Raw genomic sequence first — 16,624 nt, 5'->3', positions numbered from 1 at the left:
TAAACCGGATCTTTCCCATGCTTGCATAGAAGCCTTAACTTTGGATAATGCCCGTTTCCCGAACATTCTCACAAGCAGACAACTCTTTTATGAAAAACGACGTCATTTCACCGGAATTTGATGAAAACGGTCGCCCGCTGCGCCGTATTCGCAGCTTTGTCCGCCGTCAGGGTCGCCTGACCAAAGGGCAGCAACATGCGCTGGACAACTACTGGCCGGTGATGGGCGTTGAATTCAGCGAGCAGCCTCTGGACTTTACCGAGCTGTTTGGCCGCGACGCGCCGGTAACACTGGAGATTGGCTTCGGTATGGGGTCTTCACTGGTTACCATGGCCCACGCGCGCCCGGAGCAAAATTTCCTCGGCATTGAGGTGCACTCACCAGGCGTAGGCGCATGTCTGGCAACGGCTCATGAAGAGGGCGTTGAGAACCTGCGCGTTATGTGTCACGACGCGGTTGAAGTGCTGCACAAAATGATTCCTGACAATTCTTTGACCATGGTTCAGCTCTTTTTCCCTGACCCGTGGCACAAAGCACGGCATAATAAACGCCGTATCGTTCAGGCGCCGTTTGCTGAGCTGGTAAAAAGTAAGCTGAAACTGGGCGGTGTCTTCCATATGGCGACCGACTGGGAACCTTATGCGGAACATATGCTGGAAGTCATGTCGTCTCTGGACGGGTATAAAAACCAGTCTGCAAGCAACGACTATGTACCGCGTCCGGATTCACGTCCGGTGACAAAATTTGAACAGCGTGGCCATCGTCTTGGTCACGGCGTATGGGACTTAATGTTCGAGAGGGTGAAATAATGGCAAAGAATCGTAGCCGTCGTCTGCGTAAAAAAATGCACATCGAAGAATTCCAGGAAGTGGGCTTCTCCGTTGCGTGGCGTTTCCCGGAAGGCACCAGCGTAGACCAGATCGATCAGGACGTAGATGCGTTCATTAATGAAGTGATCGAGCCAAACAAGCTGGCCTTTGATGGTAGCGGTTACCTGGCATGGGAAGGTCTGATCTGCACCCAGCAAGTCGGTAAATGCACCGAAGAACATCAGGCGCTTGTGCGCAAATGGCTTGAAGACCACAAACTGGAAGATGTCCGCGTCAGCGAACTTTTTGACGTTTGGTGGGACTAATTAAGCAGTAAGGGGCCAGCATTAGCTGGCCCATTTTGTCTGAGGGAGTGTTTAAGATGCGCAAAACGTTGCTGGCTGTTGCCTTAATGGCAACCGGATTCACCGCTCATGCGGAGTATAAATGTAGCGTCACCCCGCGTGATGACGTGGTGTTAAGCCCGCAAACCGTGCAGGTCAAAGGCGAGAACGGTCATCTGGTGATTACGCCGGACGGGAACGTCACATTTAACGGTAAACAGTACAACCTGACCCCCGCTCAGCGTGAGCAGGCGAAAGACTACCAGGCCGATTTGCGTACCACGCTGCCGTGGATTGATGAAGGTGCCCTGACGCGCGTAGAGAAGAGCCGCGTCGCGCTGGATAAGATCATCACCAAAGAGGTGGGAGAGAGCAGTAACATGCGCACCCGCCTGACGAAGCTCGACAAACAGCTGAAAGAGCAGATGAACCGCATTATTGAGCATCGCTCCGACGGCCTGACGTTCCATTACAAGGCAATCGATCAGGTTCGTGCCGACGGTCAGCAGCTGGTGAACCAGGCAATGGGTGGCATCCTGCAGGACAGCATTAACGAGATGGGGGCTAAAGCGGTGCTGAAAGGCGGCGGTAACCCACTGCAGGGCGTGCTCGGTAGCCTGGGCGGTCTGCAGACCTCGATTCAGAACGAGTGGAAGAACCAGGAAGACGATTTCCAGCAGTTCGGCAAAGACGTCTGTAAACGCGTGGTGTCGCTGGAAGATAGCCGCAAGGCGCTGGTGGGAACGCTGAAGTAATTTCCCCTCACCCTAACCCTCTCCCCAAAGGGGCGAGGGGATGGTTTGCTCCCTTTCCCTTTTAGAGAGAGGGCCGGGGTGAGGGTTGCAGCATTTGCAGTGTTTCAAGGATCTTTTCTAACACCGCTTCTTCGTTATTACAGAGTTCGTTGTTCCAAAATCGAATGACATACCAGCCTTTCTCGTTAAGCCAGCACGTTCTTTGACGATCGTATTCCTGCTTTTCATCAAGTTGCCCGCCATCCAGTTCAATAGCCAGATGAGCCGCACAGCAGGTGAAATGCAGAATGTAGTGATCTACAGGATGTGGTCGACGAAATTTATAATTTTCGAAGCGGCGGCTGCGCAGTAGATACCAAAGCCGTCTTTCTTCTTTTGTCAGCTCCCGTCTGAGCTGTTTTGCATCAGTACGAGTAATATCCATCCCCACACTCTGCCAGCCTTTCCCTCAGCCGGCAGAATGGGGTGCAAAATCCTGAATCAGCCTTCAGGAATCTTCTGCGAGGAACAACTCAAGCAGGGAGTTTAAAAACAGTTTGCCGTGCTCGGTGATCTGCCAGTAATCCTCACACTCGGTGAGATATCCCTGCGCCAGCGCCTCGTCAATCTGCGGACGAATCGTGGCTTCCGGCAATCCAGTATAACGCGCAAACTCCGCACGTGGTGCGGGTTCCAGCAAGCGGAAGCGGTTCATAAAGAACTCAAACGGTTTATCCGCCGCCTCAACATCATGCTGACGTTCAAGGTAGCGGCCTTCCATGTAACCACGCGGATGACGCGTTTTGGCGGTACGCAGGATGCGCCCGTCAGGGAAGGTCACTTTACCGTGTGCGCCACAGCCAATCCCCAGATAATCACCAAAGCGCCAGTAGTTCAGGTTGTGCTGACACTGGTAACCCGGCTTCGCGTATGCGGAGGTTTCGTATTGCTGATAACCTGCCGCGGTCAAAAGCTGATGACCTTGCTCAAAGATATCCCACAGGGCGTCATCATCCGGCAGCACCGGCGGACGGGAACCAAACAGCGTGTTTGGCTCAATAGTCAGCTGATACCATGAGAGATGCGGTGGGTTAAGCGCGATCGCCTGACGCAGATCGTCCAGCGCTTCCTCAAGCGACTGGTCCGGCAGACCGTGCATCAAATCCAGGTTAAAGCTGCGCAGGCCTAAGCCAGTGGCCAGGTTTGCCGCGCGCTTTGCCTCTTCCGGGCCGTGAATGCGTCCCAGACGTTTCAGCTTCGGCTCGCTAAAGCTCTGGACACCGATCGAGATGCGGTTTACGCCTGCACGTTGATAATCGACAAAACGGTCGGCTTCAACGGTGCCGGGGTTGGCTTCCATTGTTATTTCAGCATCCGCGGCCAGGTTCAGGCGCGCACGCACGCCGTCCAGCAGCGTTTGCATCGCCGGGCCAGAAAGCAGGCTCGGCGTACCGCCACCAATGAAAATGGTCTTAACTTCACGTCCCTGTGCGTAAGGTACATCGGCATCCAGGTCGGCCAGCAGATGCGCAACGTAGTCATCATGCGGCACTTCACCTTTCAGCGCGTGCGAGTTGAAATCGCAGTACGGGCATTTCTGCACGCACCACGGGATGTGAATATAAAGACTCAGAGGCGGCAAATTAGCCATTACGCAGTGCTTCCAGTAACAGTTTCAGGGCGCGTCCACGGTGGGAAATCGCGCTTTTCTCTTCGCGGGACAGTTCCGCAGCGGTTTTGCCCTCAGACGGGACAAAGAAAATCGGGTCGTAGCCAAAGCCACCACTGCCTGCCGCTTCACGGGTAATCACCCCCGGCCAGCTGCCGTGGCAGACGACTGGCGTAGGGTCTTCGGCATGACGCAGATAGACCAGTACACAGTGGAACTGAGCCTGGCGTTTATCATCTGGCACGTCTTTCAGCGCGACAAGCAGCTTTTCCAGATTCTGCTGGTCGGTGGCATCGACGCCAGAATAGCGTGCGGAGTAGATACCCGGCGCACCGCCAAGGGCATCTACCGCCAGACCGGAGTCGTCGGCAATCGCGGGCAAACCGGTAATCTGTGCGGCATGGCGCGCTTTCAGGATCGCGTTTTCGATAAACGTCAGCCCTGTCTCTTCGGCGGAATCCACACCCAGTTCGGTCTGTGCAACGACATCCAGTCCAAAATCATTTAATAGCGAGGCCAGCTCGCGCACTTTACCGGCGTTACCGGTAGCGAGAACAACTTTCTGCATGGTTTAATCCTGCTCTGTCAGCGCCGCGACTTCCGTCGGGATAGATTGCGGGTTGAGAATTTTTACCTGTTTATGCCGCCCAAGTTCACCTTTCTCGATGATCACCTGGCTTTTGGCGACACGAAACTGTTTTGCCAGATATTTGGTCAGATGCGCATTCGCCTGGCCATCAACCGGTGGGGCAGTGATGGCGACTTTTAGCTCGTCGCCATGCAGCCCAACAATACTGTCACGGCTGGCTTTCGGCTGAATATACAGCCGTAAAACCAGCCCGTCAGCGCAGGTGCTCACTGCACTCATAGCGCCATCCACAGCCCCGGCAGCAGCATATCGCCCGTGGACTGTAACAGCTCAGCGATCCCCATATTCACGACGTACAGCAGCAGAACCAGGATCATCGGAGAGAAATCGATGCCGCCCATAGACGGAAGCAGGTTACGGATTGGACGCAGCAGCGGTTCAGCCAGCTGAATTAACGCGTACTCCACCGGACTACGGCCCTGGCTTACCCAGCTCATGATCGCCATGACCAGCAGCACCCAGAAGATCAGCAGACCAACGGTTTTTATCAGGATCAGAACAGCGGCAATCCAGATTATCGGCTGGAAGGTGATAACCATAAACAGCACAATCGCTTTGATAACGCTCAGAATAAACGCGACCAGCAGAGAAGCACTGTCAATGGGGCCCATCGCCGGAATGACGCGACGCAGCGGTCCTACGATAGGTTGCGTGATTTTCACGACAAACTGCGAGAACGGATTGTAAAAATCACAGCGGGCCCACTGCATCCAGACGCGCAGTAACAGCGCCATCGTATACAGCTCAATGACCGTTGAAAGCAGGAAAGTCAACGTCTTCATGGCGTTCCTCAGGTTTCCTTATTATTGGGTGTAATCGCGCGCACCGAAAATTGCCGTGCCGATGCGCACCATAGTGCTGCCTGCCGCGATGGCGGCTTCCATATCATCCGACATGCCCAGAGAAAGCGTGTCTACCGTTTCATAGCGCGCTTTAAGCGCCTCAAATGCTACAGCCATTTGCTGTGCCACGGCAAACTGCCTTTCATAACTTGACTCCGGTGCCGGGATGGCCATTAACCCGCGCAGGGTTAAGCGCGGCAGTGCCGCGACGTCTGCTGCCAGCGCATCCAGTTCTTCCAGCGCAATACCGGACTTGCTGTTCTCGTCACTGATGTTGACCTGAATCAGCACATTCAGCGGCGGTAACGCTTCAGGGCGCTGGTCGTTCAGACGCGAAGCAATACGCAAACGGTCAATGGTATGGCACCAGTCGAAATGTTCAGCGACCAGACGGCTTTTGTTCGACTGCAAGGGGCCAATAAAGTGCCATTGCAGATCCGTCTTCCCCTGTTCCTGGAAGAAGCGAATTTTATCCACGCCCTCCTGCACGTAGTTTTCACCAAACGCATGCTGACCCGCCTCAATCGCATCTGCGATGGCGCTCGCAGGCTTGGTTTTACTCACTGCAAGTAACGTAATTTCTTCTGAAGCACGGCCGCAACGTGTTGCTGCAGCTGAGATTTTGTCCCGGACCTGTGCCAGGTTGTGCGCAATGTCGTTCATTTTCCGAGGAGTATTGTATGGATGTGGAAGAAATTGTGGCCCTTAGTGTAAAGCATAATGTCTCCGATCTACACCTGTGCAGTGATTCACCACCGCGCTGGCGCAGATCAGGTCGTCTTGAACCCGCACCGTTTCCGCCGCCCGAAGTCGATACGCTATTAAAAGCGTGGCTCAACGATGAACAGCAGGGAACGTGGTGGGCGAACGGGCAGGTGGATTTTGCCGTCACCCTGGCGGGCAACCAGCGCCTGCGCGGAAGCGCGTTTAAACAGACAAGCGGCGTCTCAATGACGCTGCGGCTGTTGCCCGGGGTCTGCCCGCAACTCTCCGCGTTGGGGGTGCCCCGGGTTGTTCCTGAGCTGTTATCCAGTGACAACGGGTTGATCCTGGTCACCGGGGCAACCGGCAGCGGTAAGTCCACTACGCTGGCAGCGATGGTGGATTTTCTTAATCACCATACTGACGGGCATATTCTGACGCTCGAAGACCCGGTGGAGTTTCTATACCAGAGCGAACGGTGCCTGATCCAGCAGCGCGAGATTGGCCAACACAGCCCGTCATTTGCCGACGCGCTGCGCGGGGCGTTACGCCAGGATCCTGATGTCATACTGCTGGGTGAGCTGCGCGACAGTGAAACAATCCGCCTCGCGCTGACGGCGGCAGAAACCGGACATCTGGTGCTCGCGACACTGCATACCCGCGGGGCAGCGCAGGCGATTGAGCGGCTGGTCGATACGTTTCCGGCGCAGGAGAAAGATCCGGTGCGCAATCAGCTGGCCGGCAGCCTGCGGGCGGTGCTGGCGCAAAAGCTCCTCCCGGATGCGCAGGGCGGGCGCGTGGCGCTTTATGAGCTGCTGGTGAATACTCCGGCGGCGGCGAATCTCATTCGCGAAGGAAAAACGTGGCAATTGCCCGGTATTATTCAAACCGGCCAGCAGGCGGGGATGCAGAACTTTGACCAGAGCCTGGCTGAAAGACGGGCGCAGGGGCAACTTCAGGCCCCGGCGCTCAATAACCCTGTTCGAAATAGCTTTCGAGAATGATGACAGCAGACGCGGAGTCAACGCTGCCTTTGTTGAGAGCCCTGAAGCCGCCGTGTTCAAAAAGACCTGCACGTGCTTCAACGGTGCTCAGACGCTCGTCGTGGAGCTTCACGGAGACGCCAAAGCGGCCATGGATTTTATTGGCGAACTTACGCGCTCGGGCGGTAAGCGGTTGTTCAGTGCCATCCATGTTCAGCGGTAACCCAACGATGACGTCATCCGGCTGCCACTCTTTTAGCAGGCGCTCGATGAGGTTCCAGTCCGGTGTGCCGTCACTGGCCTTCAGGGCCGTGAGCGGGCGTGCGGTACCCGTGATTCGCTGACCCACGGCGACGCCTATGCTTTTGGTGCCAAAATCGAAGGCCAGAAGTGTTCCGCTCATCAGGCATGCCCCGCTACGCCAGGCATAGTCAGGATATCAATGCCGATCAGTTTCGCGGCGTCACGCCAGCGATCGGCAATAGGGGTTTTAAACAGAATGTTCATGTCCGCAGGCGCGGTCAGCCAGGCGTTATCGAGGATCTCTTGCTCAAGCTGGCCTTTCTCCCAGGAGGAGTAGCCCAGGGCCACCAGCACTTCCGACGGCTGCTCAGCGGTACCCAGCGTTTCGAGCACGTCGCGAGAGGTTGTAATGACGGTGTTGTCAGAGATGCGAATACTGGAAGAGAAGACCGGCGGCGTATGCAGGATAAAACCGCGATCCTCTGCGAGTGGCCCGCCCAGCATCACCGGTTTATCAAGCCTGATTTCCGGCAGACGCTCTTCAGCCGAAATTTTCAGCTTGTCCAGAATCCCTTCAACCTGCAGGTTTTCCAGCGGTTTGTTGATGATAATGCCCATCGCGCCGTCTTCATTGTATTCACAAATATAAACCACGGCGCGGCGAAAAATCGGATCCTGGAGAGCAGGCATGGCAATAAGAAAGTGATGCTGTAAATTCATTGTCAGAGGTACTGTTTCCTGGTTTAAAAAGCGACAGCCCCAGTATGCGGACAAACCGGGGTGCTGTCACTAATAGTATTGAAAGGTTATTTCTGTAAACGTTTCTCGATGGCGTCCATCAGCATTCCGGTGATCGAAATCGGGAATTCCGCTTCGATTTCACGAATACAGGTTGGGCTGGTCACGTTCACTTCGGTCAGACGATCGCCGATGATATCCAGGCCGACAAAAATCAGGCCCTTGGCTTTCAGTGTCGGGCCAACGCGGCGGGCAATTTCCCAGTCGCTTTCACTTAACGGGCGCGGCTCACCGCGGCCACCGGCCGCCAGGTTACCGCGGGTTTCGCCGCCCTGCGGGATACGCGCGAGGCAATACGGCACCGGTTCACCATCCACCACCAGAACGCGTTTATCGCCATCTTTAATGGCCGGGAGGTAGTTTTGTGCCATGCAGTAACGCGTGCCCAGCTCGGTCAGCGTTTCGGCAATCACCCCAATATTCGGGTCGCTCTCTTTCACGCGGAAAATAGATGCGCCACCCATGCCGTCCAGCGGTTTCATGATGATGTCGCCGTGTTTCTGCCAGAACGCTTTCAGCTGTGCCTTGTTGCGGGTCACCAGCGTTTCAGGCGTCAGGTCAGAGAACCATGCGGTGTAGAGCTTCTCGTTACAGTCGCGCAGGCTCTGGGGTTTGTTGACGATCAGCGTTCCTTTCTCTTCCGCGCGCTCAAGGATATAGGTGCAGTAGATGTATTCGGTGTCGAACGGAGGATCTTTACGCATCAGAATGACATTGAGGTCGGCAAGGGCAATATCCTGCTCGGTGCCGAATTCATACCATTTGTCGTAATTCTGCTCGACGTTAACGATGCGGGTGCGTGCGCGGGCTTCACCGTTGATCAGGTAAAGATCGTTCATCTCCATGTAGTGGAGTTCATAGCCGCGACGCTGCGCTTCCAGCAGCATCGCGAAGCTGGAATCTTTCTTGATGTTAATGTTTGCGATGGGATCCATCACGATGCCGAGCTTGATCATTTTCATCTCCGTTAAAAGCCTGAGGGCTCAGGCTTAGCGTTAACCCAGATCGCCAAAACGCACCTGTAGCGCGGTAATGGCTGTGAGTGCCGTTGTCTCAGTACGCAGAACGCGAGGTCCCAACAGAATATCAGTAAACTGGTAACGCGCCGTCATGGCAATTTCGTCAGCGGACAAGCCGCCTTCCGGACCAATTAGCAGGCGAACACGTTCAACGGGTAGCGGCAGCGTATTGATGCTGGCGCTGGCGCGTGGATGGAGATTGAGCTTCAGCCCGCTTTCCTCTTCAGCACACCAGTCCTCCAGATCCATCGCCGGGCGGATCTCCGGAATACGGTTGCGGCCACTCTGTTCACAGGCAGCAATGGCAATTTTCTGCCACTGCTGGATCTTTTTATTCAGACGTTCCGCATCCAGTTTAACGCCACAGCGCTCAGAAAAAAGTGGCGTAATGAGGCTTACACCCAGTTCAATGGATTTCTGGATGGTGAACTCCATCTTTTCTCCGCGCGACATCACCTGTCCCAGGTGTATGTGCAGCGGAGATTCACGGTCATCCACTTCGCCGCGCAATATCGTTACATGCACGCTTTTTTTATCAGCACGCGTAATTTCCGCGTCGAAAACCTGATTAGAACCATCAAACAGCTGAATAGCTTGTCCTGCTCCCATGCGCAGTACGCGACCAACATGGTTGGCGGCATCGTCAGAGAGGGCAATTTCGCGGCCGACGGTAATCAGCTCAGGGTGGTAGATGCGAGGAATGCGCATAGTCAGAAATTCCATATGTCATGCGGTGTAAGCGAATTGCCGCTAGTGTAGGTTAGCTCTTTTGCGCCTGGCAAGCCCGCTGGACGTAAGGGTTGTGATTACCCTGAACTTTCGCGATGCGCGCGTCACGCTGGCATTCCCATTCCGTCACCGGATATTGCTTGTCCCATGCGTTGAACAGTTGCGTCTGCTGGCGGGAAAGGTTGAGGTCGTAACGGTCACGCATATAGAAATAGGTGCGGGCGATACTGCCGCGCGCGCGGGCCGGGGGCTCAGCGACTTTCTCTTTAAAATCAACCTTCATGCCGCACTGGCCGTACTGACCCTCTCCGCCGTTCCACTGGCTGTACATAAAGTTGCCGCGATCGCCATTCACCTCGCCAACCGCGGGTTGCAGGTTGTGCATATCGCTTTCCATCTGGCGATAGACCGGATCTTTGGCGCAATTTTTACGACCGCCATCCTGCCAGCACTGACGCTGGTGGCCAAACTGCCATGCCGGCACCACATGTTCCCACTCGATGCGGCTGGCGCGGTTTTCATTCTTACGCACTTTATAGCCGCAGGATTCGAGATCAACGATCCCTTTTTTACCCTGCCAGTTAATCTTACAACCGCAATAAAAATCACCGGGAACATCCGCGTTGACCTTTACGCCTGCCGCTTTTGCCTGGGAGAAACTGTTAATACCGTCGGCCAGAGCCTGGCCGGAGAGTGCTGTCGCCAGAAAAGCGACCGCGAGAGAAAAATTACGGGACATCTTACACTCCGTGTCAAAACGAGCCCGCAACGTAACGAATGTTGTTCCTGTATGCAATCAGTCAGATCAGGAAAGTTCCTGAAAGTTCAGTTGGTTATTCCGCGACCAGCGGTTCACCACATTTGACGCAACGGTAGGTGGCCTCGCCGCGCACCACGCGATTATGACGGCGAACGGTAAGCTGATGCTGCTGACACTGGCAGCGGTAGGGGAAGGTATTGCGGCGTACCGACTCAAGTTCAAACTGATGGGTTCTGCGTGCCGGAACGCCCAGCACGGCTTCCATCATCCACTTCCACTCTTTGCCGTGGGGTGCCACGCGGCCAAAGTGTTTCCATACCAGCAGGTGCGCCAGCTCGTGCGGCACCACTTCCTCAATAAACGCCTGCTGATTTTCCAGCATCAGCACCGGGTTCAGACGGATCTCATAGGATTCGAGCCACGCCGTGCCCGCCGCCGTGCCACGCTGTTGGTAGACGAGTTTCGGCTCAGGGTAATTCCGGCCGAGTTTCAGGTTGGCCTGGGCGAGTTTTTCCCGCAGGCTGCGCATAACGGCTTGCTGAAGGGCGATGGGGAGACGGGGTGCTTTCATAGGGGCAGAGCATAAAGCGCGAAGCGGGGAGGTGCAAGAGGCACCTCCCGCCAGAGAATTAGTCGTGTGCGCCAATCTCGCGCAGTGGACGACCTTTCATCAGGTTACGTTCAATATGTTCCAGTGACACGTGTTTGGTTTCAGGAACCAGCCACAGCGTCAGAACAATAAAGAAGATGTTCAGGCCGGAGTAGACCCAGAAGGTGTTCGCGTTGCCCAGCGTATTGAGCATGGTCAGGAACGTCGCACCGACAATCATGTTGGCAATCCAGTTGGTCGCGGTGGAGCAGGTGATACCGAAATCACGCCCTTTCAGCGGCTGGATTTCAGAGCACAGCACCCAAATCAGCGGACCGGCGCTCATCGCAAACCCGACGATAAACATCAGCAGCATGCCCACAGCGAAATACTGGGCGGTTGGAGAGTGAATCCCCACGTGCATCATCGTGCCGAGAACACCCATACCGGCGGCCATCACCAGGAAGCCCAGCGTCAGGGTCGGCTTACGGCCCCAGCGATCCACCAGACCGATAGCGATAAAGGTCGCCAGAACGTTGGTCAGCCCAACGATGACGGTCCCCCACATCTGCTCGGTGGTATTGGTATACCCCGCCAGTTCAAAGATTTTTGGTGCGTAGTACATGATGACGTTCATCCCGGTGAACTGCTGCATCACCTGCAGGAGCACGCCCAGGAATACCGCACGACGGAAGTTGCTGTTCTCTTTAAACAGCGCCCAGCCTGACTGTTTTACCTTCAGGCTCTCGCGGATCTCTTCCAGTTCGTTTTTCGCTTCCGCGCTGGTATCGCGCAGTCGCAGCAGCACGCGCTCGGCATCGACAAAACGACGCTTCGCTGCAAACCAGCGTGGGCTGTCCGGCAGGAAGAAAACGCCAATCAGCAGCAGAATGGCAGGGATAATGATCACGCCAAGCATCCAGCGCCATGCGCCGCTGTAGCTGAACGCGGTATCGGAAAGGTAAGCTCCGAGGATGCCGATGGTGATCATCAGCTGGTACATCGAAATCATACTGCCACGGATTTTCTCGGGTGCGATTTCAGAGAGATAGAGTGGGGCGGTATACGACGCCACACCCACGGCCAGACCAAGCAGCACGCGAGAAAGCAGCAATACCTCAACGTTTGGAGCCGCTGCTGAGAAGAGCGAACCAGCAACAAACAGGATTGCACCGATCATCAGGCTCTTTTTGCGGCCCAGCCTGAAAGAGAGCCAGCCGCTGCCCACGGCACCCACGGCCGCACCAAACATCATGGAACTTACTACCCACTCCTGGGTGTGAGGGCTTATCTGGAACTCTTCAGTGATAAAGGGTAACGCACCGGCAATCACGCCAATGTCCAGGCCAAAAAGTAATCCTGCCAGGGCGGCGAGGAAGCAGACGAAAAATGTCATCGCCTTATTGGACGTACGCCCCTGTTTTTTATTGTCAGGCATTATGCCCTCCAGTTGGGTTATCAGTTTTATCGATGTTAAGGGTAAGTGAGCAACCCGTATAAATATGTGAGATAAATCACATTGGTGTAATCGGTTACACTAGTCTGCAACCGTAAATAAAATTAAAGCTTTGAAAATATAGAGGTAAATTAGTTGATGCGCATCGCGTTTGAATGAATTTCAGACTTAACTGAAAGGAAATGTAACAGCATAAGACATGCGATCATGCAAAGAGATTATTCTGAAAGCGAGGTATATCGGGTGGGGTGTAATCGGTTTCACGCAAAGCGCAATGTCAGGCTATCTGGCTGACAAAAGCAAAAGGCCAGCACGAGGCTGGCCTTTTTTAACATTCGCTGTCAGTTGATTATTTCAGACCGGCAGCTTCACGCAGCAGAGCGGCTTTGTCGGTTTTTTCCCATGGGAAATGTTCACGACCAAAGTGACCGTATGCAGCGGTTTCTTTGTAGATTGGGTGCAGCAGATCCAGCATCTGAATCAGACCGTATGGGCGCAGGTCGAAGAACTCGCGCACCAGCAGCGTCAGTTGCTCGGATGGCACTTTCTCGGTACCAAAGGTTTCAACCATGATGGAGGTCGGTTCAGCCACGCCGATAGCGTAGGAAACCTGAATCTCACAGCGGTCAGCCAGGCCAGCAGCAACGATGTTTTTCGCAACATAACGCGCAGCGTACGCAGCAGAACGGTCAACTTTAGACGGGTCTTTACCGGAGAAGGCACCGCCACCGTGACGCGCCATGCCGCCGTAGGTATCAACGATGATTTTACGGCCGGTCAGACCGCAGTCACCCATTGGGCCGCCGATTACAAAGCGTCCGGTTGGGTTGATGAAGTATTTGGTTGCGGAGCTCAGCCATTCAGTTGGCAGAACCGGCTTGATGATCTCTTCCATCACTGCTTCCTGCAGGGATTTCTGGTCGATCTCTTCGGAATGCTGAGTAGACAGAACGACCGCGTCAATACCGACGATTTTGCCGTCGTCGTACTGGAAGGTCACCTGGCTTTTCGCATCAGGACGCAGCCATGGCAGAGTGCCATTCTTGCGCACTTCAGCCTGACGCTGCACCAGACGGTGTGCGTAGGTCACGGGCGCTGGCATCAGCACGTCAGTTTCGTTGGTTGCATAACCAAACATCAGGCCCTGGTCGCCCGCGCCCTGTTCCAGCGGATCGGCACGGTCAACGCCCTGGTTGATGTCCGGAGACTGTTTACCAATTGCGCTCAGTACCGCACAAGAGTTGGCATCAAAGCCCATATCAGAATGGACATAACCGATCTCACGAACCGTGTTACGGGTGATCTCTTCAATATCCACCCATGCGCTGGTGGTGATCTCACCGCCAACCAGAACCATGCCGGTTTTGACGTAGGTTTCACACGCGACGCGCGCTTTTGGATCCTGCGTCAGGATCGCATCAAGCACCGCATCGGAGATTTGGTCAGCAATTTTATCTGGATGTCCTTCTGATACGGACTCGGACGTAAACAGGTGTTTTGCCATGTTTTATTTCACCTAAAAGGAATTTGTTTAGCTCAAGCTGCTGTGTGGAATAGCCAAAGGAGATAATTCTACCAAGGCCTGCAGGTTAATGACACTGGCAGTCTGAGTGTTAATCAGTATGGATGGATTAACATCTGGATGGCTATTTTAGGTCAGTTCTTCGCCCGATTTCCAGTTTTTTTTGACTAACCTCTCACTGAGTTGAATTCGCTGCTGGAAATTTTTCCTGACGGCGCTGGCAACCCGCGCATTTATCTTTTGCAATTTACCCCTGTTCTCGGTATAAAACGCGGCGCGCGGCTCATACCAATAAGCGCTCGATGAACTCATCGTGTCGCCACTTCCAGCCGGGTTAAGCAGTGAACTTTTAGCTTTGGCTTGTGGTCCGTTTCAGCAGGAGCGGCCGTGGAGGTGATACGAGATAATGAACCAGTGTTTTCCGCTAATTCAGCGCAGCCGTTCTGGCGCGTATTTGATTCCTGCAACCCGCATTTCTAATCTGCAAACCTGCCGATGTTATACCCATCTCGGGGCTTCTCAGGATTCCAGGGCCGGTCACGCTTTGTGAAAACTGAACAAGGGCGCTCTTGTTAAGACAAGAGTTTTCTCGTGGTTTCGCCGAACGTTGTCATAATTAAGTTCGGACACGTGTTTACAATGATATGAATATGAAACCGGTCGCACGGTCTGGTTTTCAGCATAGTCTGCTGGGAAATGGATCCGTTTATGGGTTGTTATCGCCGTATAACGCTGCGATAGTAGTCAACTGTTTTACACTTAATACAAAGAGTTGAGGTTCGCTATGTCTGACGACATGTCTTCGCTTTCGCCTTCGTCAGCGGGCGAACAGGGTGTACTACGTTCCATGCAGGAGGTTGCGATGAGCTCCCAGGAAGCCAGCAAGATGCTGCGCACTTACAATATTGCCTGGTGGGGCAATAACTACTACGACGTCAACGAACTGGGCCATATCAGCGTTTGCCCGGATCCTGACGTTCCTGAAGCGCGCGTGGATCTCGCCAAACTGGTGAAAGCACGCGAGGCGCAGGGCCAGCGTTTGCCTGCACTGTTCTGCTTCCCGCAGATCCTGCAACATCGTCTGCGTTCCATTAACGCCGCGTTTAAACGCGCGCGTGAATCTTACGGCTATAAAGGCGATTACTTCCTGGTTTACCCTATCAAGGTGAACCAGCACCGCCGCGTGATTGAATCCCTGATCCACTCCGGTGAACCGCTGGGCCTGGAAGCGGGTTCCAAAGCGGAGCTGATGGCCGTGCTGGCACATGCTGGCATGACCCGTTCGGTGATCGTCTGTAACGGTTATAAAGACCGTGAATACATTCGTCTGGCGCTGATTGGCGAAAAGATGGGCCACAAGGTCTATCTGGTAATCGAGAAGATGACAGAGATCGCTATCGTGCTGGAAGAGGCGGAGCGTCTGAACGTTATCCCGCGTCTGGGCGTGCGTGCGCGTCTGGCGTCGCAGGGTTCCGGTAAATGGCAGTCCTCAGGCGGCGAAAAATCCAAATTTGGTCTCGCGGCGACCCAGGTTCTGCAGCTGGTTGAGATTCTGCGTGAGCGTGGTCGTCTGGACAGCATTCAGCTGTTGCACTTCCACCTCGGCTCGCAGATGGCCAACATTCGCGACATCGCCACCGGCGTACGCGAATCAGCACGTTTTTACGTTGAGCTGCACAAGCTTGGCGTAAACATTCAGTGCTTCGACGTGGGCGGTGGTCTGGGCGTGGATTATGAAGGTACCCGCTCGCAGTCCGACTGTTCCGTGAACTACGGCCTGAACGAATATGCCAATAACATCATCTGGGCGATTGGCGATGCCTGTGAAGAGCACGGCCTGCCGCACCCAACGGTGATCACCGAGTCTGGTCGCGCGGTTACCGCACACCACACCGTGCTGGTATCGAACATTATCGGCGTTGAACGCAGTGAAATTTCCGAGGTAACCCCGCCGGCTGAGGACGCGCCTCGTGCGCTGCAAAGCATGTGGGAGACCTGGCAGGAGATGCACGAGCCGGGTACCCGCCGTTCGCTGCGCGAGTGGCTGCACGACAGCCAGATGGATCTGCATGATATTCATGTGGGGTATTCATCGGGCACGTTCAGCCTGCAGGAACGCGCATGGGCTGAGCAGCTTTATCTGAACATGTGCCACGACGTACAGCAGCAGCTGGACCCGAGCAACCGTGCTCACCGTCCGATTATTGACGAACTGCAGGAGCGCATGGCGGACAAAATGTACGTCAACTTCTCACTGTTCCAGTCGATGCCGGATGCCTGGGGTATCGATCAGCTGTTCCCGGTTCTGCCGCTGGAAGGGCTGAACCACGCCCCGGAACGTCGTGCGGTGCTGCTGGACATCACCTGCGACTCCGACGGTGCTATCGATCACTACGTCGACGGCGACGGTATTGCGACCACGATGCCTATGCCAGAGTACGATCCGGAGAACCCGCCGATGCTGGGCTTCTTCATGGTCGGTGCCTATCAGGAGATCCTCGGCAACATGCATAACCTGTTCGGTGATACCGAAGCGGTTGACGTGTTTGTCTTCCCTGACGGCAGCGTGGAAGTTGAGCTGTCCGACGAAGGGGACACCGTGGCGGATATGCTCGAATACGTTCAGCTGGATCCGAAAAAGCTGCTGACCCAGTTCCGTGACCAGGTGAAGAATACCGGTCTGGACGACGCGCTGCAGCAGCAGTTCCTGGAAGAGTTTGAAGCGGGTCTTTACGGATACACCTATCTGGAAGACGAGTAAGTAAACCTGCCTCTC

21 protein-coding genes are annotated in these 16,624 nt (G+C 54.8%); 6 read left to right on the top strand and 15 right to left on the bottom strand.

Going from position 1 to position 16,624, the window contains the following annotated elements:
- Nucleotides 1–89 precede the first annotated feature (89 nt).
- The 3 genes from trmB to L462_RS08525 are packed head-to-tail and all read left to right on the top strand — an operon-like array spanning nt 90 to nt 1,908.
- Nucleotides 90–809, top strand: a complete 720-nt coding sequence (gene trmB, locus L462_RS08515) for a tRNA (guanosine(46)-N7)-methyltransferase TrmB (RefSeq protein ID WP_020883687.1) — start codon at nt 90–92, stop codon at nt 807–809.
- Entirely contained in the window at nt 809–1,135 is a 327-nt protein-coding gene (locus L462_RS08520) for a YggL family protein (protein ID WP_032678951.1), read from the top strand. Before trmB ends, L462_RS08520 begins: the two co-directional genes overlap by 1 nt.
- 56 nt (nt 1,136–1,191) lie before the next feature.
- Complete coding sequence (locus tag L462_RS08525) at nt 1,192–1,908, top strand: YggN family protein (RefSeq protein WP_032678950.1); 717 nt, start codon at nt 1,192–1,194, stop codon at nt 1,906–1,908.
- A 61-nt stretch (nt 1,909–1,969) separates the two neighbouring features.
- On the opposite strand, the gene L462_RS08530 is transcribed toward L462_RS08525, so the two are convergent.
- From L462_RS08530 to L462_RS08555, 6 genes are all read right to left on the bottom strand, one after another.
- Nucleotides 1,970–2,332: a DUF559 domain-containing protein gene (locus L462_RS08530; RefSeq protein ID WP_032678948.1), complete on the bottom strand. Its 363-nt coding sequence runs from the start codon at nt 2,330–2,332 to the stop codon at nt 1,970–1,972.
- Nucleotides 2,333–2,395: 63 nt separating this feature from the next.
- Complete coding sequence (hemW, locus tag L462_RS08535) at nt 2,396–3,538, bottom strand: radical SAM family heme chaperone HemW (RefSeq protein ID WP_014171573.1); 1,143 nt, start codon at nt 3,536–3,538, stop codon at nt 2,396–2,398.
- On the bottom strand, nt 3,531–4,124 hold the full coding sequence (locus L462_RS08540) for an XTP/dITP diphosphatase (protein ID WP_014171572.1): 594 nt from the start codon (nt 4,122–4,124) through the stop codon (nt 3,531–3,533). Before L462_RS08540 ends, hemW begins: the two co-directional genes overlap by 8 nt.
- 3 nt (nt 4,125–4,127) lie before the next feature.
- Nucleotides 4,128–4,424, bottom strand: a complete 297-nt coding sequence (gene yggU / locus L462_RS08545; protein ID WP_014885193.1) for a DUF167 family protein YggU — start codon at nt 4,422–4,424, stop codon at nt 4,128–4,130.
- On the bottom strand, nt 4,421–4,987 hold the full coding sequence (locus tag L462_RS08550) for a YggT family protein (protein ID WP_014171570.1): 567 nt from the start codon (nt 4,985–4,987) through the stop codon (nt 4,421–4,423). Before L462_RS08550 ends, yggU begins: the two co-directional genes overlap by 4 nt.
- Before the next feature lie 21 nt (nt 4,988–5,008).
- Nucleotides 5,009–5,710: a YggS family pyridoxal phosphate-dependent enzyme gene (locus tag L462_RS08555; RefSeq protein ID WP_014171569.1), complete on the bottom strand. Its 702-nt coding sequence runs from the start codon at nt 5,708–5,710 to the stop codon at nt 5,009–5,011.
- A 17-nt stretch (nt 5,711–5,727) separates the two neighbouring features.
- On the opposite strand from L462_RS08555, the gene L462_RS08560 reads away from it, so the two are divergent.
- Nucleotides 5,728–6,753, top strand: coding sequence for a type IV pilus twitching motility protein PilT (locus tag L462_RS08560; protein WP_032678947.1), 1,026 nt, complete (start codon nt 5,728–5,730; stop codon nt 6,751–6,753).
- On the opposite strand, the gene ruvX is transcribed toward L462_RS08560, so the two are convergent.
- The 9 genes from ruvX to L462_RS25170 form a co-directional block, all read right to left on the bottom strand.
- Nucleotides 6,719–7,135 (bottom strand): Holliday junction resolvase RuvX, encoded by a 417-nt coding sequence (gene ruvX, locus L462_RS08565; RefSeq protein ID WP_014171567.1) that lies wholly within the window; start codon nt 7,133–7,135, stop codon nt 6,719–6,721. The genes L462_RS08560 and ruvX overlap by 35 nt on opposite strands.
- Complete coding sequence (locus L462_RS08570) at nt 7,135–7,695, bottom strand: YqgE/AlgH family protein (RefSeq protein WP_020883695.1); 561 nt, start codon at nt 7,693–7,695, stop codon at nt 7,135–7,137. The genes ruvX and L462_RS08570 overlap by 1 nt, the downstream gene beginning before the upstream one ends.
- Nucleotides 7,696–7,781: 86 nt before the next feature.
- Nucleotides 7,782–8,729: a glutathione synthase gene (gene gshB, locus L462_RS08575; protein WP_020883696.1), complete on the bottom strand. Its 948-nt coding sequence runs from the start codon at nt 8,727–8,729 to the stop codon at nt 7,782–7,784.
- 39 nt (nt 8,730–8,768) lie between these two features.
- On the bottom strand, nt 8,769–9,500 hold the full coding sequence (gene rsmE, locus L462_RS08580) for a 16S rRNA (uracil(1498)-N(3))-methyltransferase (protein ID WP_020883697.1): 732 nt from the start codon (nt 9,498–9,500) through the stop codon (nt 8,769–8,771).
- A gap of 52 nt (nt 9,501–9,552) precedes the next feature.
- Nucleotides 9,553–10,260 carry a deoxyribonuclease I gene (endA, locus tag L462_RS08585; RefSeq protein WP_020883698.1) on the bottom strand — a complete coding sequence of 236 codons (708 nt, stop codon included), beginning with the start codon at nt 10,258–10,260 and terminating at the stop codon, nt 9,553–9,555.
- A 94-nt stretch (nt 10,261–10,354) separates the two neighbouring features.
- Nucleotides 10,355–10,852: a SprT family zinc-dependent metalloprotease gene (locus tag L462_RS08590; protein ID WP_032670169.1), complete on the bottom strand. Its 498-nt coding sequence runs from the start codon at nt 10,850–10,852 to the stop codon at nt 10,355–10,357.
- 58 nt (nt 10,853–10,910) lie between these two features.
- Nucleotides 10,911–12,308: a galactose/proton symporter gene (galP, locus tag L462_RS08595; RefSeq protein WP_032678946.1), complete on the bottom strand. Its 1,398-nt coding sequence runs from the start codon at nt 12,306–12,308 to the stop codon at nt 10,911–10,913.
- Between the two features lie 367 nt (nt 12,309–12,675).
- Nucleotides 12,676–13,830, bottom strand: coding sequence for a methionine adenosyltransferase (gene metK / locus L462_RS08600; RefSeq protein ID WP_014171559.1), 1,155 nt, complete (start codon nt 13,828–13,830; stop codon nt 12,676–12,678).
- A gap of 147 nt (nt 13,831–13,977) precedes the next feature.
- The gene (locus L462_RS25170) at nt 13,978–14,160 is read right to left on the bottom strand and encodes a hypothetical protein (protein WP_025203262.1); all 183 of its coding nucleotides are present in this window, start codon (nt 14,158–14,160) and stop codon (nt 13,978–13,980) included.
- A 332-nt stretch (nt 14,161–14,492) separates the two neighbouring features.
- Between L462_RS25170 and yqgB the strand changes: the two genes are divergently transcribed.
- Nucleotides 14,493–14,624: an acid stress response protein YqgB gene (gene yqgB, locus L462_RS24495; protein WP_071605459.1), complete on the top strand. Its 132-nt coding sequence runs from the start codon at nt 14,493–14,495 to the stop codon at nt 14,622–14,624.
- 8 nt (nt 14,625–14,632) lie between these two features.
- Nucleotides 14,633–16,609: a biosynthetic arginine decarboxylase gene (gene speA / locus L462_RS08605; RefSeq protein WP_020883700.1), complete on the top strand. Its 1,977-nt coding sequence runs from the start codon at nt 14,633–14,635 to the stop codon at nt 16,607–16,609.
- Nucleotides 16,610–16,624: the final 15 nt, after the last annotated feature.

Origin of the sequence: Enterobacter sp. BIDMC 26, assembly GCF_000534435.1 — a bacterium.
GTDB classification, from domain to species: domain Bacteria; phylum Pseudomonadota; class Gammaproteobacteria; order Enterobacterales; family Enterobacteriaceae; genus Enterobacter; species Enterobacter ludwigii.
This window is presented reverse-complemented; position numbering and strand designations above follow the sequence as displayed.